At 67.8% G+C, this 17,944-nt stretch carries 10 protein-coding genes and 3 rRNA genes; 8 read left to right on the forward strand and 5 right to left on the reverse strand.

All coding sequences use genetic code 11. The features are described 5' to 3' along the window. Positions 1-24: 24 nt before the first annotated feature. The 3 genes from OG780_RS25285 (at position 25) to rrf (ending at position 5,191) form a co-directional block, all read left to right on the forward strand. Positions 25-1,550: ribosomal RNA gene (locus OG780_RS25285) — 16S ribosomal RNA — on the forward strand. Positions 1,551-1,863: 313 nt separating this feature from the next. Next, a 23S ribosomal RNA gene (locus tag OG780_RS25290) occupies positions 1,864-4,985 on the forward strand. Between the two features lie 89 nt (positions 4,986-5,074). Then, positions 5,075-5,191 (forward strand): 5S ribosomal RNA (gene rrf, locus OG780_RS25295). Together the 16S, 23S and 5S rRNA genes form the textbook arrangement of a ribosomal RNA operon. A 172-nt stretch (positions 5,192-5,363) precedes the next feature. Here the strand turns inward: rrf and OG780_RS25300 are convergent. From OG780_RS25300 to OG780_RS25320, 5 genes are read right to left on the reverse strand one after another with little or no spacing between them, the layout of a single operon-like run. Continuing rightward, positions 5,364-6,674, reverse strand: a complete 1,311-nt coding sequence (locus OG780_RS25300; RefSeq protein ID WP_328451790.1) for a DUF58 domain-containing protein — start codon at positions 6,672-6,674, stop codon at positions 5,364-5,366. Beyond that, positions 6,674-7,672, reverse strand: coding sequence for an AAA family ATPase (locus OG780_RS25305; protein WP_328451792.1), 999 nt, complete (start codon positions 7,670-7,672; stop codon positions 6,674-6,676). The genes OG780_RS25300 and OG780_RS25305 overlap by 1 nt, the downstream gene beginning before the upstream one ends. Further along, on the reverse strand, positions 7,672-8,862 hold the full coding sequence (locus tag OG780_RS25310) for a DUF4350 domain-containing protein (RefSeq protein WP_328451794.1): 1,191 nt from the start codon (positions 8,860-8,862) through the stop codon (positions 7,672-7,674). Before OG780_RS25310 ends, OG780_RS25305 begins: the two co-directional genes overlap by 1 nt. Continuing rightward, the gene (locus OG780_RS25315; RefSeq protein ID WP_328451796.1) at positions 8,859-9,617 is read right to left on the reverse strand and encodes a DUF4129 domain-containing protein; all 759 of its coding nucleotides are present in this window, start codon (positions 9,615-9,617) and stop codon (positions 8,859-8,861) included. Before OG780_RS25315 ends, OG780_RS25310 begins: the two co-directional genes overlap by 4 nt. Positions 9,618-9,621: 4 nt before the next feature. Further along, positions 9,622-10,956 (reverse strand): hypothetical protein, encoded by a 1,335-nt coding sequence (locus OG780_RS25320; protein ID WP_328451798.1) that lies wholly within the window; start codon positions 10,954-10,956, stop codon positions 9,622-9,624. A gap of 141 nt (positions 10,957-11,097) precedes the next feature. Between OG780_RS25320 and mtnA the strand changes: the two genes are divergently transcribed. The 5 genes from mtnA (at position 11,098) to OG780_RS25345 (ending at position 17,922) form a co-directional block, all read left to right on the forward strand. Continuing rightward, on the forward strand, positions 11,098-12,243 hold the full coding sequence (mtnA, locus tag OG780_RS25325) for an S-methyl-5-thioribose-1-phosphate isomerase (protein ID WP_328451800.1): 1,146 nt from the start codon (positions 11,098-11,100) through the stop codon (positions 12,241-12,243). An 8-nt stretch (positions 12,244-12,251) separates the two neighbouring features. Further along, positions 12,252-12,941 carry a two-component system response regulator MtrA gene (gene mtrA / locus OG780_RS25330; protein WP_192582811.1) on the forward strand — a complete coding sequence of 230 codons (690 nt, stop codon included), beginning with the start codon at positions 12,252-12,254 and terminating at the stop codon, positions 12,939-12,941. Position 12,942: 1 nt separating this feature from the next. Continuing rightward, positions 12,943-15,027, forward strand: coding sequence for an MtrAB system histidine kinase MtrB (mtrB, locus tag OG780_RS25335; RefSeq protein ID WP_328451805.1), 2,085 nt, complete (start codon positions 12,943-12,945; stop codon positions 15,025-15,027). Beyond that, positions 15,017-16,861, forward strand: a complete 1,845-nt coding sequence (locus OG780_RS25340) for an LpqB family beta-propeller domain-containing protein (protein WP_328458372.1) — start codon at positions 15,017-15,019, stop codon at positions 16,859-16,861. Before mtrB ends, OG780_RS25340 begins: the two co-directional genes overlap by 11 nt. 134 nt (positions 16,862-16,995) lie before the next feature. After that, on the forward strand, positions 16,996-17,922 hold the full coding sequence (locus tag OG780_RS25345; protein WP_328451807.1) for a ComF family protein: 927 nt from the start codon (positions 16,996-16,998) through the stop codon (positions 17,920-17,922). Positions 17,923-17,944: the final 22 nt, after the last annotated feature.

The following is a 17,944-nucleotide window of genomic DNA, read 5'->3' on the forward strand; positions in this document are numbered from 1 at the left end:
TGTCGTCCCGATTACGGGAAAACATTCACGGAGAGTTTGATCCTGGCTCAGGACGAACGCTGGCGGCGTGCTTAACACATGCAAGTCGAACGATGAAGCCCTTCGGGGTGGATTAGTGGCGAACGGGTGAGTAACACGTGGGCAATCTGCCCTTCACTCTGGGACAAGCCCTGGAAACGGGGTCTAATACCGGATAACACTCCTGCCTGCATGGGTGGGGGTTAAAAGCTCCGGCGGTGAAGGATGAGCCCGCGGCCTATCAGCTTGTTGGTGAGGTAGTGGCTCACCAAGGCGACGACGGGTAGCCGGCCTGAGAGGGCGACCGGCCACACTGGGACTGAGACACGGCCCAGACTCCTACGGGAGGCAGCAGTGGGGAATATTGCACAATGGGCGAAAGCCTGATGCAGCGACGCCGCGTGAGGGATGACGGCCTTCGGGTTGTAAACCTCTTTCAGCAGGGAAGAAGCGAGAGTGACGGTACCTGCAGAAGAAGCGCCGGCTAACTACGTGCCAGCAGCCGCGGTAATACGTAGGGCGCAAGCGTTGTCCGGAATTATTGGGCGTAAAGAGCTCGTAGGCGGCTTGTCACGTCGGGTGTGAAAGCCCGGGGCTTAACCCCGGGTCTGCATTCGATACGGGCTAGCTAGAGTGTGGTAGGGGAGATCGGAATTCCTGGTGTAGCGGTGAAATGCGCAGATATCAGGAGGAACACCGGTGGCGAAGGCGGATCTCTGGGCCATTACTGACGCTGAGGAGCGAAAGCGTGGGGAGCGAACAGGATTAGATACCCTGGTAGTCCACGCCGTAAACGGTGGGAACTAGGTGTTGGCGACATTCCACGTCGTCGGTGCCGCAGCTAACGCATTAAGTTCCCCGCCTGGGGAGTACGGCCGCAAGGCTAAAACTCAAAGGAATTGACGGGGGCCCGCACAAGCAGCGGAGCATGTGGCTTAATTCGACGCAACGCGAAGAACCTTACCAAGGCTTGACATACACCGGAAAGCATTAGAGATAGTGCCCCCCTTGTGGTCGGTGTACAGGTGGTGCATGGCTGTCGTCAGCTCGTGTCGTGAGATGTTGGGTTAAGTCCCGCAACGAGCGCAACCCTTGTTCTGTGTTGCCAGCATGCCCTTCGGGGTGATGGGGACTCACAGGAGACTGCCGGGGTCAACTCGGAGGAAGGTGGGGACGACGTCAAGTCATCATGCCCCTTATGTCTTGGGCTGCACACGTGCTACAATGGCAGGTACAAAGAGCTGCGAAGCCGTGAGGCGGAGCGAATCTCAAAAAGCCTGTCTCAGTTCGGATTGGGGTCTGCAACTCGACCCCATGAAGTCGGAGTTGCTAGTAATCGCAGATCAGCATTGCTGCGGTGAATACGTTCCCGGGCCTTGTACACACCGCCCGTCACGTCACGAAAGTCGGTAACACCCGAAGCCGGTGGCCCAACCCCTTGTGGGAGGGAGCTGTCGAAGGTGGGACTGGCGATTGGGACGAAGTCGTAACAAGGTAGCCGTACCGGAAGGTGCGGCTGGATCACCTCCTTTCTAAGGAGCATCTAGGCCGCCGGGCTTGCCCGGTGGTCCAGGGCCATTACGTCGGCAGATGTCCGACGGTGGTTGCTCATGGGTGGAACGTTGATTATTCGGCACTCTCAGTCATCTCGGGCTGCCAGTACTGCTCTTCGGAGCGTGGAAAGCTGATCATGAGTGGCGAGGGTGTCGGGCACGCTGTTGGGTGTCTGAAGGTACGGCCGAAAGGCTGCCTTCAGTGCCGGCCCCAGTGCACTCGAACTACTGGTTCGGGGTGATGGGTGGTTGGTCGTTGTTTGAGAACTGCACAGTGGACGCGAGCATCTGTGGCCAAGTTTTTAAGGGCGCACGGTGGATGCCTTGGCACCAGGAACCGATGAAGGACGTGGGAGGCCACGATAGTCCCCGGGGAGCCGTCAACCAGGCTTTGATCCGGGGGTTTCCGAATGGGGAAACCCGGCAGTCGTCATGGGCTGTCACCCATACCTGAACACATAGGGTATGTGGAGGGAACGCGGGGAAGTGAAACATCTCAGTACCCGCAGGAAGAGAAAACAACCGTGATTCCGGGAGTAGTGGCGAGCGAAACCGGATGAGGCCAAACCTCAAGCGTGTGAGACCCGGCAGGGGTTGCGCTTGGGGGTTGTGGGATCTCTCTTTCACAGTCTGCCGGCTGTGAGACGAGTCAGAAACCGTTGATGTAGGCGAAGGACATGCGAAAGGTCCGGCGTAGAGGGTAAGACCCCCGTAGTCGAAACATCAACGGCTCGTTTGAGAGACACCCAAGTAGCACGGGGCCCGAGAAATCCCGTGTGAATCTGGCGGGACCACCCGCTAAGCCTAAATATTCCCTGGTGACCGATAGCGGATAGTACCGTGAGGGAATGGTGAAAAGTACCGCGGGAGCGGAGTGAAATAGTACCTGAAACCGTGTGCCTACAAGCCGTGGGAGCGTCGCGCATTGAGTTTACTCAGTGCGTCGTGACTGCGTGCCTTTTGAAGAATGAGCCTGCGAGTTTGCGGTGCGTTGCGAGGTTAACCCGTGTGGGGAAGCCGTAGCGAAAGCGAGTCCGAATAGGGCGATTCAGTAGCGCGCTCAAGACCCGAAGCGGAGTGATCTAGCCATGGGCAGGTTGAAGCGGCTGTAAGAGGTCGTGGAGGACCGAACCCACCAGGGTTGAAAACCTGGGGGATGACCTGTGGTTAGGGGTGAAAGGCCAATCAAACTCCGTGATAGCTGGTTCTCCCCGAAATGCATTTAGGTGCAGCGTCGTGTGTTTCTTGCCGGAGGTAGAGCACTGGATAGGCGATGGGCCCTACCGGGTTACTGACCTTAGCCAAACTCCGAATGCCGGTAAGTGAGAGCGCGGCAGTGAGACTGTGGGGGATAAGCTCCATGGTCGAGAGGGAAACAGCCCAGAGCATCGACTAAGGCCCCTAAGCGTACGCTAAGTGGGAAAGGATGTGGAGTCGCACAGACAACCAGGAGGTTGGCTTAGAAGCAGCCACCCTTGAAAGAGTGCGTAATAGCTCACTGGTCTAGTGATTCCGCGCCGACAATGTAGCGGGGCTCAAGCGTACCGCCGAAGTCGTGTCATTGCAGCAATAGGGCCAACGCCCGCTGTGATGGGTAGGGGAGCGTCGTGTGCCGGGTGAAGCCGCGCCGGAAGGCAGTGGTGGACGGTTCACGAGTGAGAATGCAGGCATGAGTAGCGATACACACGTGAGAAACGTGTGCGCCGATTGACTAAGGGTTCCTGGGTCAAGCTGATCTGCCCAGGGTAAGTCGGGACCTAAGGCGAGGCCGACAGGCGTAGTCGATGGATAACCGGTTGATATTCCGGTACCCGCTGTGAAGCGTCAAACATCGAACCAGGCGATGCTAAGTCCGTGAAGCCGCCCCGGAGCCTTCGGGCAAAGGGGAGTGGTGGAGCCGACGGACCAGACCTGTAGTAGGTGAGTGATGGGGTGACGCAGGAAGGTAGTCCATCCCGGGCGGTGGTTGTCCCGGGGTAAGGGTGTAGGCCGTGTGATAGGCAAATCCGTCACACATCAAGGCTGAGACCTGATGCCGAGCCGATTGTGGTGAAGTGGATGATCCTATGCTGTCGAGAAAAGCCTCTAGCGAGTTTCATGGCGGCCCGTACCCTAAACCGACTCAGGTGGTCAGGTAGAGAATACCGAGGCGTTCGGGTGAACTATGGTTAAGGAACTCGGCAAAATGCCCCCGTAACTTCGGGAGAAGGGGGGCCATCACCGGTGATTGGATTTACTCCATGAGCTGGGGGTGGCCGCAGAGACCAGCGAGAAGCGACTGTTTACTAAAAACACAGGTCCGTGCGAAGCCGTAAGGCGATGTATACGGACTGACGCCTGCCCGGTGCTGGAACGTTAAGGGGACCGGTTAGTCACTCTTCGGGGTGGCGAAGCTGAGAACTTAAGCGCCAGTAAACGGCGGTGGTAACTATAACCATCCTAAGGTAGCGAAATTCCTTGTCGGGTAAGTTCCGACCTGCACGAATGGCGTAACGACTTCTCGACTGTCTCAACCATAGGCCCGGTGAAATTGCACTACGAGTAAAGATGCTCGTTTCGCGCAGCAGGACGGAAAGACCCCGGGACCTTTACTACAGTTTGATATTGGTGTTCGGTTCGGCTTGTGTAGGATAGCTGGGAGACTGTGAAGCTTGGACGCCAGTTCAGGTGGAGTCGTCGTTGAAATACCAGTCTGGTCGTGCTGGATGTCTAACCTGGGTCCGTGATCCGGATCAGGGACAGTGTCTGATGGGTAGTTTAACTGGGGCGGTTGCCTCCTAAAGAGTAACGGAGGCGCCCAAAGGTTCCCTCAGCCTGGTTGGCAATCAGGTGTTGAGTGTAAGTGCACAAGGGAGCTTGACTGTGAGACCGACGGGTCGAGCAGGGACGAAAGTCGGGACTAGTGATCCGGCGGTGGCTTGTGGAAGCGCCGTCGCTCAACGGATAAAAGGTACCCCGGGGATAACAGGCTGATCTTCCCCAAGAGTCCATATCGACGGGATGGTTTGGCACCTCGATGTCGGCTCGTCGCATCCTGGGGCTGGAGTCGGTCCCAAGGGTTGGGCTGTTCGCCCATTAAAGCGGTACGCGAGCTGGGTTTAGAACGTCGTGAGACAGTTCGGTCCCTATCCGCTGTGCGCGTAGGAATATTGAGAAGGGCTGTCCCTAGTACGAGAGGACCGGGACGGACGAACCTCTGGTGTGCCAGTTGTCCTGCCAAGGGCATGGCTGGTTGGCTACGTTCGGGAGGGATAACCGCTGAAAGCATCTAAGCGGGAAGCCTGCTTCGAGATGAGTATTCCCACCCCCTCGAGGGGTTAAGGCTCCCAGTAGACGACTGGGTTGATAGGCCAGATCTGGAAGCCCGGCAACGGGTGGAGGTGACTGGTACTAATAGGCCGAGGGCTTGTCCTCAGTTGCTCGCGTCCACTGTGTTGGTTCTGAAACCACGAACAACCCCACGTTTGTCACAGAGCGTGGTCTGGTTGACAGTTTCATAGTGTTTCGGTGGTCATAGCGTGAGGGAAACGCCCGGTTACATTCCGAACCCGGAAGCTAAGCCTCACAGCGCCGATGGTACTGCAGGGGGGACCCTGTGGGAGAGTAGGACGCCGCCGAACAAATCTTGAAGAAAACCCCCGGACCGGGGACACCGGTCCGGGGGTTTTCTGCGTTCCAAGGGCATTTCCCGCAAGACTGTTCCCCGCGAGGCTGTTTCCCGCGAGGGTATTTCTCGCGTGAGAAAGAGGACGGTCTCTTTCAGCCTTCTGTTCTTCTTGTGCAGGTCTTCTTCTACAGGCGGCCTGCGGACTTCAAGGCCAGATAGGCGTCCGCGAGGGCCGGCGCGAGGTCGTCTGGAGTCGCGTCGACGACGGTGACTCCGCGCCGCCGCAGCGTCTCCGCCGTGCGCTGACGTCCCGCCTCGGCCTGGGCCGCCGCCGCTGCCTCGTAGACCGCGTCGACGTCTCCCCGGGCCTTCGCCATGCGCGCGACGTGCGGGTCCGCGACCGATGCCAGCAGAACCGTGTGGCGCTGGGTGAGGCTGGAAAGCACAGGGAGCAGGCCCTCTTCGACAGGGGCCGCGTCGAGGGTCGTCAGGAGCACGATCAAAGAGCGTCGCGGGGCCGTACGCACGGCTGTCGCGGTCAGGCCGCGGGCATCCGTCTCGACGAGCTCCGGTTCGAGCCCGGCCATCGCGTTGACCAGGGACGGAAGGACATCACCCGCAGCACGGCCCTGGACCAGGGCACGTACTCGGCGGTCGTAGGCGAGGAGGTCCACGCGGTCGCCGGCGCGGGAGGCCAGCGCGGCGAGGAGCAGGGCCGCGTCCATGGAGGCGTCGAGGCGGGGCGCGTCGCCGACGCGCCCCGCCGAGGTGCGGCCGGTGTCGAGGACCAGAAGGATGTGGCGGTCGCGCTCGGGACGCCAGGTGCGTACGGCGACCGTCGTTCGGCGAGCCGTGGCGCGCCAGTCGATGGACCGGGTGTCGTCACCGGGAACGTACTCGCGCAGACTGTCGAACTCCGTGCCCTCACCACGCGTCAGCACACTGGTGCGGCCGTCGAGTTCGCGGAGCCGGGCCAGTTTGGAAGGGAGGTGCTTCCGACTGGTGAAAGGCGGCAGGACGCGTACGGCCCAGGGGACTTCGTGGCTGCCCTGACGGGAGAACAGACCGAGTGGGCCGAACGAGCGGATCGTGACACGGTCGGCCAGGCGGTCACCGCGGCGCGTGGGGCGCAGACGGGTCGTCAGACGGCGGCGTTCGCCGGCGGGGACCGTCAGACGGTGACGGGAGGCCTCGACCTCCGTGCCGGGTTCCCAACTGCTCGGCGGCCAGGCGTCGCGGAGGTGTGCGCGCAGCGGTCGGCCGGAGGGATTGGTGACCGTGAGTGTGACGTCCGCGGATTCGCCGAGGCGCACCGAGGTGTCCCCGGAGCGGGTCAGGCCCAGGCGTCGTACGGGAGCCGCGAGGGCGGCGTCGCAGGCGCAGGCCAGGGCCAGGGGGACGTTCACGGCGAGGATGCCTGTCCAACCGGGTCCCCAGATGCCGACGGGGATCGCGCCCAGGGCCGCCAGGAGGGCGGCGCGTCCGGTGAGTGCCATCAGCGGGGGACGGGGACGTGGGTGAGGATCGCGTTGATGACGGAGTCGGCCGTCACGCCCTCCATCTCGGCTTCGGGGCGGAGTTGCACGCGGTGACGGAGAGTCGGCAGGGCCAGGGCTTTGACGTCGTCGGGGATGACGTAGTCGCGGCCGGTCAGCCAGGCCCAGGCGCGGGCAGTGGCGAGCAGGGCCGTCGCGCCGCGCGGGGAGACGCCGAGGGTGAGCGACGGCGATTCGCGGGTCGCGCGGCACAGGTCGACGACGTAGCCGGTGATCTCGGGGGAGACCGCTGTCTTGGCGACCGCCGCGCGGGCGGCTTCGAGGTCGGCGGGGCCGGCCACCGGACGCAGGCCGGCGGCGCGCAGGTCGCGGGGGTTGAAGCCCTCGGAGTGGCGGGTGAGGACGTCGATCTCGTCCTGGCGGGAGGGCAGCGGGATCGTCAGTTTGAGCAGGAAGCGGTCCAGTTGGGCTTCCGGGAGGGGATAGGTGCCCTCGTACTCGACCGGGTTCTGGGTCGCGGCGACCAGGAAGGGCTCGGGGAGCGGGCGAGGAGTGCCGTCGACGGTGACCTGGCGTTCCTCCATCGCCTCCAGCAGCGACGCCTGGGTCTTGGGAGGCGTGCGGTTGATCTCGTCGGCGAGCAGGAGATTGGTGAAGACCGGGCCGGGCTGGAAGGAGAACTCGGCGGTGCGGGCGTCGTAGACGAGTGAGCCGGTGATGTCGCTCGGCATGAGGTCGGGGGTGAACTGGACGCGCTTGGTGTCGAGTTCCAGCGCGGACGCGAGGGCGCGGACGAGCAACGTCTTGGCCACTCCGGGGACTCCTTCGAGGAGAACGTGTCCGCGGCAGAGGAGGGCGACGACGAGGCCGGTCACAGCGGGGTCCTGGCCGACCACGGCTTTGGCGATCTCGGCGCGCAGGGCTTCCAGGGAGGAGCGGGCGGTGTCCGCGTCCCCGGAGTACCCGGTGTACCCGGCGTTGTCAGTGGTCGGGTCCATCATGAAATGCGTACCTCTCTTTCGAGGGCGTCGAGTTGGTCGGCAAGGGAGACGAGGGCCGCGTCGTCGCGGGGCGGCGGCCCGAAGAGGAGCGGGAGCAGGGCCTGTGAGTCGCCGTCGACGTGGGCGGCCAGGGCGGGGAGCAGGGTCTCGGGCGCATGGGCCTGGGCCGGGGGTACGCCGATGAGGGGGGCGAGGCGGGTGCGGGTGGCGGAGCGCAGAGCGGCGGCCGCGCGGTCGCGGGCGGACGCCTTGCGGTAGAGGCGGGCGCGGCCTTCTGCGGTTTCGGAGGCGCGGATCGCGACGGGAAGCCGTTCGGGTACGAGGGGGCCCATGCGGCGTGCCCGCCACAGTGCTGCCAGGGCGGCCGCGACGAAGAGCTGGAGCGTGCCCCAGAGCCAGCCCGAGGGGAGCAGGTCGAAGAAGCTCTGGTCGCCCGCGTCGGTGGCCGATTCGTCGGAGAGCGAGGGGAGGTACCAGACCAGATGGGTGCGGGAGCCGAGGAGTTGGAGCGCGAGCGAGGCGTTGCCCTGCTCGTCGAGACGGTCGTTGAAGAGGATGTCGGGGGCGCCGAGGACGACGGTGTCACCGCTTCCGGAGCGTGCCGGAACGCGCAGGAGCGTGGGCAGTCCGTCGCTCGGGTAGCAGGTGTCGGCGTTCGGGTCGGTGGTGCTGTAGCGGATGCCGCCCGTGTCGGCGCTGCCCGCTCGGCGGGCGGCGGGCAGACCGCAGCGGGGGGAGAGCGTGGAGTCGAAGCCGACCGCGGGATCGGCGGTGACTTCGGGGGCGAGGGTGCCGAGGGAGGGCGGTCCGGGCGTGATCAGGACCGTACGGCCGCCAGAGCGCTCCGTCGCCGTGCGCAGAAGGCTCTGCTGACGCTTGGTCAGCAGATCGGGGGAGGCGATCAGCAGGGTGGTGTCGGGGCCGGCCGCGGAGGCCGCCTCGCCGAGAGTGGTGACCAGACGTGTGGAGACCCCCTGGTCGACGAGGAGCCGGGCGACGGCCCGGCTGCCGGAGGGATCCGCGGAGCGCGGGTCGAGGCGGCCGTGCCGGGCGTCCGAGCGGACCGCGGCTATCGCCACGGCGGCCGCGAGCAGGAGGACGAGCGCGAGGACGACTCCGCGCGTGCGGGTCCACAGCTGCCGGGTGGTGGGCGAGGACGAGGTGGAGACGAGGGCGGCCTCGGTCATGAGGTGGCCCCCTGGCGGCTGTCGCGGGCCGTTTTCCGGTGCGTGCCGGGGGCGTTGTCCGTGAGTACGGGCCTGGTGCGCTCCAGGTCACGGTCGAGTTCGGTGAGGCGCTGGTACGCGCGTGGGTCGCCGGATCGGCCGCCGTACGTGATGTCGTCGAAGTCGCGTGCCGAGGCGCGCAGCCGGTCGGTGTGGGAGGGCAGGGAGCGGCTTGCCTCCGCGGCGGCCTCGTCGGCCGTGCGGCCGGGGCGCGGATCGAGCAGGGCGCGTTCCTCCAGGGATCGCACGACGGCACGCATGCGTTCCTGGACCGCCTGGTTCCAGTGGCCCTGGGCGGCGTGTGCCTCGGCGGCGGCGCGGTGTTCGGCGGCGCTTCTGGGGCGGTTGTCGAAGAGGGTGGCGGACGAGGTCCGGGTGCGATGCGGAGTGCCCAGGCGCCACCACAGGACGGCCACGATCGCCACGGCCGCGAGGACGATGACGACGAGTCCGAGTGTTCCGCCGGGTGTCGCGGCCGAAGCGGCGCCGAACAGTCTGTCGACCCAGTCCCAGAAGGCGTTCAGGGCACGTCGGACGAGGCCGGGGTCGTTCTCGTGGTACATCCGCTTGGACAGTTCGCGTCTGGCCGCCTCCCGTGCGGCCTCGCGCGGCGTGGTCACCGGTGGTGCGTCGCTCCGGGACAGCGCGAGGACCGTTGTCGCACCGGTGTGCGGCCCCGCGAGTACCGCCGTGAGAACTCCCCCCGCCCCGTTCACCGCATCAACTCCCTGGTGTGGTGCGGGTGGTTCCGGAGGCCGCGCTGCCGTAGTCCTGGAGGCCGGCGGCTCGGGCCAGGTCGAGGTCGAGGGCCTCGCGGCGGATGCGCCGGTCGATGTACAGGAGCACCGTGACGCCGGCGGTGATCGGGAAGGTGATCATGGATCCGATCACCGAGCCGATGCCGCTGACGATGAGGAAGGTCCAGCCGAGGTCGGCGGAGCTGTCGAGGAAGCCGGTGAAGCCGTCGCCGCTCAGTGCGGCGGCGAGGACGGCGAAGGGGATCACGATGATCGACGCCAAGATGTTGGCGATGATCGTGGCGAGGAGCTGGATGCCGAACACCCGCCACCAGGAGCCGCGTACGAGTTTCGCGGAGCGGTGCATCGACTTCAGGATGCCCTGCTTCTCCAGCATCAGGGCGGGAGAGGCGAGCGAGAAGCGGACCATCAGCCACAGGGTGACGAAACCCGCGGCGAAGGCGCCGAGGACGGCGAGCGCGGCACCGGCGTCGTGCGAGCCGCCCGCGACGACGAGCAGACCCGGCAGTGCGCCGGCGCCCATGATCGCGACGGCGATGAGCGGGAGCAGCAGGGTCAGCCCGAACAGCTTGGCCAGCTGGGGACGCGCGTCCCGCCACGCCTCGCTCGTGGTCACCGTCTTGCCGATCACGGCGCGGCTGGTCACCGAGGTGAGCAGGGCCGTCGCGACGATGGTGCCGAGCAGGGTGACGAGCAGGACGAGACCGGAGCTGAGCAGGGTGTCGCCCATGGCCCGGCTCAGCTCGCCGAGGGTGGCGCTCGGGTCGTTGAGCGCTTCCGTGGCGGCGCTGTCGTCCAGGACGAAGCCCTGGAGCAGGATGATGGCGATCTGCGTGACGACGGCGACGGTCAGCGAGATGCCGAGGACCGTGCGCCAGTAGCCGCGCATGGTCGAGACGGCGCCGTCCAGGATCTCGCCGACGCCGAGCGGGCGCAGCGGGATCACGCCGGGCCTGGCGGCGGGCGGCGGTGCGCCCCAGGTGCCGCCCCAGCCCACAGGCCCGCCGGGGCCGCCCTGTCCGGGGCCTCCCCAGCCGCCGTATCCACCGCCCTGGCCGCCGGGAGGCCGTCCGCCCCAGCCGGGACCTGGCGCGGCGGGTGGCGGGGCCCCCGAGGGCCCCTGTGCGCCGGGCGCGGACCACTGGGCCGGCGGGGGCTGCTCCTTGGACCACTTCGAGGGCTGCTCGGGCGGATTCGCTCCGTCCTGGTCCGCGGGCCGCGGGGTGCCGGACGAGTCCGGCACCTTTTCGCCGGAGGGGGCGGATCCGGGCGACGCCCAGCCCGGAGTGTCGTTCATCGTCGCTCCTTCACGGTGCCCGTCCCGCGGTCGCGGCGGCAGGTCGACAGCCATCGTGTCACGGCGTGCCCGGCAACGGTCGGGCCCCCGTATGGGCTGCACACCTTCAATTGTCCGCCGGGTACGGGGCAGACTGGGCGAATGGCCGATCAGTACGCGCAACCCCGTGAGGACAGCGGGCCGACGGAGATACCCGCGATCCGCTGGCACGAACCGCCCGAAGGCCCTGTGGTGGTCCTTCTCGACCAGACGAGGCTTCCCGCGGAGGAGGTCGAGCTGGTGTGCACGGACGCGCCCGCGCTGGTGGAGGCGATCCGTACGCTCGCCGTGCGGGGGGCTCCGCTGCTCGGGATCGCCGGGGCGTACGGCGTCGCGCTCGCCGCCGTACGCGGGTTCGACGTGGAGGAGGCCGCCCACGCGCTGGCCGGTGCCAGGCCGACCGCCGTGAATCTCGCGGTCGGTGTGCGCCGGGCGCGGGCGGCCCACCGGGCGGCGCTGTCCGCGGGCGGGGACGAGGCGGCGGCCGCGTCGGCGGCGCTCGGCGCGGCGCGGGCGCTGCACCGCGAGGACGCCGAGGCGAGCTCGCGCATGGCCGGGCACGGACTGGCGCTGCTCGACGAGCTGCTGCCGGGCGGCGGCCACCGGGTGCTCACGCACTGCAACACCGGTGCGCTGGTGTCCGGCGGTGAGGGAACCGCGTTCGCGGTGGCGCTCGCCGCGCACCGGGCGGGGCAGCTGCGGCGGCTCTGGGTGGACGAGACGCGGCCCTTGCTCCAGGGTGCCCGTCTGACGGCCTACGAGGCCGCTCGCAGCGGAATGGCGTACACCCTGCTCACGGACAGCGCGGCGGGCTCGCTGTTCGCGGCCGGGGAGGTGGACGCGGTGCTGATCGGGGCCGACCGCATCGCCGCCGACGGTTCGGTGGCGAACAAGGTGGGGAGCTATCCGCTCGCGGTGCTGGCCAGGTACCACCATGTGCCGTTCATCGTGGTGGCGCCGGTGACCACGATCGATCAGGACACGCCCGACGGCGCATCCATCGAGGTCGAGCAGCGCGCGGGTCATGAAGTGACGGAGATCGCGGCTCCGCAGGTGCCGGTGGTGGGTGTGGAGCCGGGAAGGGGTATACCTGTGGCACCCCTGGGGACCCAGGCGTACAACCCGGCGTTCGACGTGACGCCGCCGGAGTTGATCACGGCGATCGTCACCGAAGAGGGCGTTGTTTCGCCCGTGACGGCTGAGGCTCTCGCCGAGCTGTGTGACTTGTCACGCCAGGTAACGATTTAGTTAATGGGATGATGTCGTTTATGAAGGGACGAGTCCTTGTCGTCGATGACGACACCGCACTGGCCGAGATGCTCGGCATCGTGTTGCGTGGTGAAGGTTTTGAGCCGTCTTTCGTAGCCGACGGCGACAAGGCGCTGGCCGCTTTCCGCGACGCCAAGCCCGACCTGGTGCTCCTGGACCTCATGCTGCCCGGAAGGGACGGCATCGAGGTGTGTCGCCTGATCAGGGCGGAGTCCGGGGTGCCGATCGTGATGCTCACGGCGAAGAGCGACACCGTCGATGTCGTGGTCGGCCTCGAATCGGGCGCCGACGACTACATCGTGAAGCCGTTCAAGCCAAAGGAGCTGGTGGCGCGGATCAGGGCGCGGCTGCGCCGTTCGGAGGAACCGGCACCCGAGCAGTTGTCGATCGGCGATCTCGTCATCGACGTGGCCGGTCACTCTGTGAAGCGGGAAGGCATGTCGATCGCGCTGACGCCGCTGGAGTTCGACCTGCTGGTCGCTCTGGCGCGCAAGCCGTGGCAGGTGTTCACGCGTGAGGTCCTCCTGGAGCAGGTGTGGGGCTACCGGCACGCGGCGGACACCCGTCTGGTCAACGTGCACGTCCAGCGACTGCGCTCCAAGGTCGAGAAGGACCCGGAGCGCCCGGAGATCGTGGTGACCGTTCGAGGCGTCGGATACAAGGCAGGACCTAGCTGACATGTCATGGGACAGTGCCGCTTCGGCGTCCGCTGAGCAGGGGGATCGTTCGGGGCGGCCTGTCGGCCGGAAAATGAAGGGCTCCCGCTGGGAGCGGTTCTTCGAAGGAGGACTGCTCCAGGGCGGGGTCCAGGGCAGCCCGGTTCTCCGGCTGCTCATACGCTGGGTGCGCCGTCCGCTGCTGCCCGTGATGCGGCTGTGGCGGCGCAACATCCAGCTCAAGATCGTCGCGACGACGCTGCTGATGTCGATGGGCGTCGTCCTGCTTCTCGGCTTCGTCGTGATCGGGCAGGTGCGCAACGGTCTGCTCGACGCCAAGGTGAGGGCCTCGCAGAGCCAGGCCACCGGCGGTTTCGCCGTGGCCAAGCAGCAGGCGGACGCGGCGGCGACGGCGAACGGCGACGACGGCACGGACGCCGACGGCCGCCCGTCCAAGAACGTCAGCCAGTGGATGACCGACCTCGTCGTGTCCCTGTCCAGTGGCGGGCAGGGCGCGTTCGACGTGGTGACGCTCAACTCCACCGCCTCGGGCGACGGCAGCGGCGGCCTCGCACCGCGGTCCTCGGGCCAGGTCGACTCGACGGTGAGCGTCCCCGAGAACCTGCGTGCCCGGCTCGACGAGGGCACCTCGGCGGCGCAGAGCTACACCCGTGTCGTCTACAAGGACGGCAAGCAGTCCCAGCCGGCACTGGTCATCGGCAAGCGGGTCAGCGATCCCAACGGGGACGCGTACCAGCTCTACTACCTCTTCCCGCTGACGCAGGAGGAGAAGTCGCTGAGCCTGGTCAAGGGCACCCTCGCGACGGCCGGGCTGTTCGTCGTGGTGCTCCTCGGGGCCATCGCCTGGCTCGTGGTGCGCCAGGTCGTCACACCGGTGCGGATGGCGGCCGGGATCGCCGAGCGGCTCTCCGCCGGACGCCTCCAGGAACGTATGAAGGTCACCGGCGAGGACGACATCGCGCGCCTCGGCGAAGCCTTCAACAAGATGGCGCAGAACCTCCAGCTCAAGATCCAGCAGCTCGAGGACCTCTCCCGGATGCAGCGGCGGTTCGTCTCCGACGTGTCGCACGAACTGCGCACCCCGCTGACCACCGTGCGGATGGCCGCCGACGTCATCCACGACGCGCGCGTGGACTTCGACCCGGTGACCGCGCGGTCGGCCGAGCTCCTCGCCGACCAGCTCGACCGCTTCGAGACGCTCCTCGCCGACCTGCTGGAGATCAGCCGGTTCGACGCGGGCGCGGCGGCACTGGAGGCCGACGCCATCGACCTCAGGGAAGTCGTACGACGGGTGGTCGGCGGAGCCGAGCCGCTCGCCGAGCGCAAGGGAACGCGCATACGCGTCGTCGGCGACCAGCAGCCGCTGATAGCCGAGGCGGACGCCCGGCGGGTCGAGCGGGTGCTGCGCAACCTCGTCGTCAACGCCGTGGAACACGGCGAGGGCAAGGACGTCGTCGTCAAGCTCGCCGCCGCGGGCGGAGCGGTCGCGATAGCGGTCCGCGACTACGGCGTCGGGCTCAAGCCCGGCGAGGCGACCCGGGTGTTCAGCCGCTTCTGGCGGGCCGACCCGGCACGCGCACGTACCACCGGCGGCACGGGTCTGGGGCTGTCCATCGCCCTGGAGGACGCGCGGCTGCACGGAGGCTGGCTGCAGGCCTGGGGCGAGCCGGGCGGCGGTTCGCAGTTCCGGCTGACCCTGCCGCGGACGGCGGACGAGCCCCTCAGGGGATCACCGATACCCCTGGAACCCAAGGATTCCCGGCGCAACCGCGGACTCGACGACGCCGGTCTGCCGCACGGCGGAGCCACGAAGCGCGCCACGGTCCCGGTGCAGCAGGCCGGGTCCGCGGCGGATCGGATACCGCCGCCCGGGGCCATGGCCCCGCGGCTGGCCGGGGTCTCGCCCACGGCCGATCCGACGGCGCTGCCGGGCAACGGCTCTCGTGTGGTGCCCCGGCCCGCCGGGGCGCCGCGCCGCCAGGAGGAGACATCCGGCACCGGCCGGGAACGGACCGCGCAGGAGCGGGGGCGGGACGGCGTGACGCCGGAGGAGCTCGGACATGGGGAGGCATTTCGTGGGCGCTGACCGCGGGGGGAACGGTGTCCGCGGACGCCGTTCGGTGAGCGTCATGGTGTACGCCGGTTGTGGAGCACTGCTGCTGGCGGGGTGCGCCTCGATGCCGGACAGCGGGGATCTGCGCGGGGTGGAGTCCACCCCGCGCCAGGACTCGCAGGTCCGCGTCTACGCCGTGCCGCCGCATCCCGGTGCCTCGGCGGCGGAGATCGTCCAGGGTTTCCTGGAGGCGCTGACCAGTGACGACGCCAAGTACGAGACGGCCGGCAAGTACCTCACCGACAGTGCGCGCAAGACGTGGGACCCCTACCGTTCGACGACGGTCCTCGCGGACGCGCCGGAACCCGTGGGAGCGCCCTCGGGGACCAAGGAAGGCAGTCGTGAGGTCCTGTTCCGGCTGAACGGCAGCAAGGTCGCCACCGTGGACGCCCGGCACGCCTACGGGCCGGACTCCGGCCAGTACAGCGGATCCGTGCATCTGACCAAGCTGAAGAGCAACAAGCAGTGGCGTATCGACGGGCTGCCGCAGGGCGTCGTGATGGGCACGTCGGACTTCCAGCGCAACTACGTGTCCGTGAACAAGTACTACTACGCGTCGAACGGGACCTCCGGAAACGGCCGTCCCCTGGGGACCGTCGCCGACCCGGTCTTCGTGCGCGCGCAGGTGGATCCGATGACGCAGATCGTGCGCGCCCTCCTGAAGGGCCCCACGAGCTGGCTGAACCCGGTGGTCAGGTCGAGTTTCCCCTCGGGCACGGAACTGAAGAACGGCGATGTGTCGCTGTCGCCCGACGACCGCAACAGCGTCACCGTGCCGCTGAACGCGAAGGCCGACCGGGTCGGAAGCCCCCAGTGCAGGAAGATGGCGGCCCAGATCCTGCTCACCCTCCGGAACCTGACGCCCACCGGCGTCGACGAGGTGGAGCTCCAGAGGTCGAACGGCTCGCAGCTGTGCGTGCTGGCCAAGGCCAAGGCCGAGAGCGTCGCCTCGCACGGCACGGGCGAGCACCCGGAGTACCAGTACTTCATCGACCACGACCAGCGGCTCGTACGGATGCCCGGCGGCAACCGCGACAAGAAGCCCGAGCCGGTGCCCGGTGCGCTGGGCGAGGGCGGCAAGAAGCTGCGGGCCGCCGCGGTGTCGCGGGACGAGGACACCGCCGCCGGGGTGTCGGCCGACGGCCGGAACCTGTACGTCGGGTCACTGGTGTCGGGCGGTTCGCTCGCCGAGCCGGTGGTGCGCAGCCAGGGCAAGACGGCCGACGACCGGCTGACGACGCCGAGCTGGGACGCGCACGGCGATCTGTGGGTCGCCGACCGCGACCCGAAGAACCCCAGGCTGATTCTGCTGCGGAAGGGCGGGGGCGAGCCCGTCGTCGTGCAGGCGCCGGAGGTCGACGGGCGCGTCGAGGCGGTGCGGGTGGCCGCCGACGGTGTGCGCGTCGCGCTGATCGTCGAGAAGGACGGCAAGAGCTCGCTCCAGATCGGGCGCATCGAGAGGTCCGCGTCCGGCGAGCCCGACGGCGCGTACGTCTTCGAACCGCGTTCCGTCGCGCCCCAGCTGGAGGAGGTCACGGCCATGTCCTGGGCCGGGGACAGCCGCCTCGTGGTGGTCGGCAGCGAGAAGGGCGGTGTGCAGCAGATGCAGTACGTCCAGGTCGACGGTTCCACCCCGCTGGGCACCTCGCCCTCCGCGCTGGCCAACGTCAAGGAGATCGCCGCGTCGGAGGACGAGCAGCTGCCGCTCGTGGCGCACTCGGAGGCGGACGGGATCGTGCGGCTGTCGGCGGGCGAGCAGTGGCAGAAGGTGGTCCAGGACGGGACGGCGCCGGTCTACCCCGGGTAGAGCCGTGTGCGTCCGCGGTGGGCCCGTCCGGTTTCCGGGCGGGCCCGTCGCCGTTTCGGGACTGTCCACAGGCGGTTCCCCAGGGTTTTCCACAGGGGTGGCCGAGCGGTCCGGCCGTTGGCACAGTGGTGGCCATGCGGGGGTGGTGGCGGGACCTCACGGATCTGGTGCTGCCGGCCGAGTGCGGAGGCTGCGGGAGGCCTCGCACGGTGCTCTGTACCGAGTGCCGTGCCGCCCTGACAGGGGCCGCTCCGTGCCGGGTGCGACCGGTGCCCGAGCCGGCGGGGCTGTCCGTGGTGCACGCGGCGGCTCCCTACGGGGACGAGGTGCGGGCCATGCTCCTCGCCCACAAGGAACGGGGTGCGCTGGCGCTGGCGGCACCCCTGGGCGTGGCCCTCGCGGGGGCTGTGCGGGCAGGCCTGGAGCCCGCGGTACGTCCTGGTCAGGCAGGGCGGCCCACAGCTTCGCAGGGGTCGCAGGGGTTCGGGAAGGGGGACGTGCGGGGAGAGCGGGAGAGGGCGGACACCGTTGGAGCGGCGGTCCGGGCGGCCGGGGCGGGGCACGGGCCCGTGCTGCTCGTGCCCGTGCCGTCGGCGCGGCGGGTGGTCCGGGCGCGGGGGCACGATCCGACGCGGCGGATCGCGCTCGCGGCGGCAGGGGAACTGCGGCGTACCGGAACGCCGACCCGGGTGCTCGGTGCGCTGCGGCAGAAGCGTGGTGTGGCTGACCAGTCGGGGCTGAACTCCCGCCAGCGGGCGGTGAATCTGGCGGGCGCCCTGGAGGTCGTCGCCGGTGGCGGGCGGATGCTGGCCGAAGGAGGGCGGGTCGTGCTGGTGGACGACCTGATGACCACCGGGGCGTCGTTGGCGGAAGCGGCGCGGGCGGTGCGGGCGGCGCAGTCGGGTGTGCGGACGCTGCGGTGGACGGGTGAGAGGACGGGACGGACGGAGGTGTACAGGCGAATCCCGGGTAGGGAGCAGGCCGGAGGAAGGAGTGGTGCGACGGTCTGTTCGGCCGTGATCGCGGCACCGCCGGACGCCTTCGAAATAAACCGGAACTGACCGAGAACTTGCATCGTTGCAG

The sequence above is a fragment of the Streptomyces sp. NBC_00386 genome (assembly GCF_036063235.1).
GTDB lineage: Bacteria > Actinomycetota > Actinomycetes > Streptomycetales > Streptomycetaceae > Streptomyces.

What these genes read in the sequence shown, in the direction of transcription:
- OG780_RS25300 (WP_328451790.1), bottom strand. Translation starts at nt 6,674, where the DNA reads ATGGCACTCACCGGACGCGCCGCCCTCCTGGCGGCCCTGGGCGCGATC.
- OG780_RS25305 (WP_328451792.1), bottom strand. Translation starts at nt 7,672, where the DNA reads ATGGACCCGACCACTGACAACGCCGGGTACACCGGGTACTCCGGGGAC.
- OG780_RS25310 (WP_328451794.1), bottom strand. Translation starts at nt 8,862, where the DNA reads ATGACCGAGGCCGCCCTCGTCTCCACCTCGTCCTCGCCCACCACCCGG.
- OG780_RS25320 (WP_328451798.1), bottom strand. Translation starts at nt 10,956, where the DNA reads ATGAACGACACTCCGGGCTGGGCGTCGCCCGGATCCGCCCCCTCCGGC.
- mtnA (WP_328451800.1), top strand. Translation starts at nt 11,098, where the DNA reads ATGGCCGATCAGTACGCGCAACCCCGTGAGGACAGCGGGCCGACGGAG.
- mtrA (WP_192582811.1), top strand. Translation starts at nt 12,252, where the DNA reads ATGATGTCGTTTATGAAGGGACGAGTCCTTGTCGTCGATGACGACACC.
- mtrB (WP_328451805.1), top strand. Translation starts at nt 12,943, where the DNA reads ATGTCATGGGACAGTGCCGCTTCGGCGTCCGCTGAGCAGGGGGATCGT.
- OG780_RS25345 (WP_328451807.1), top strand. Translation starts at nt 16,996, where the DNA reads ATGCGGGGGTGGTGGCGGGACCTCACGGATCTGGTGCTGCCGGCCGAG.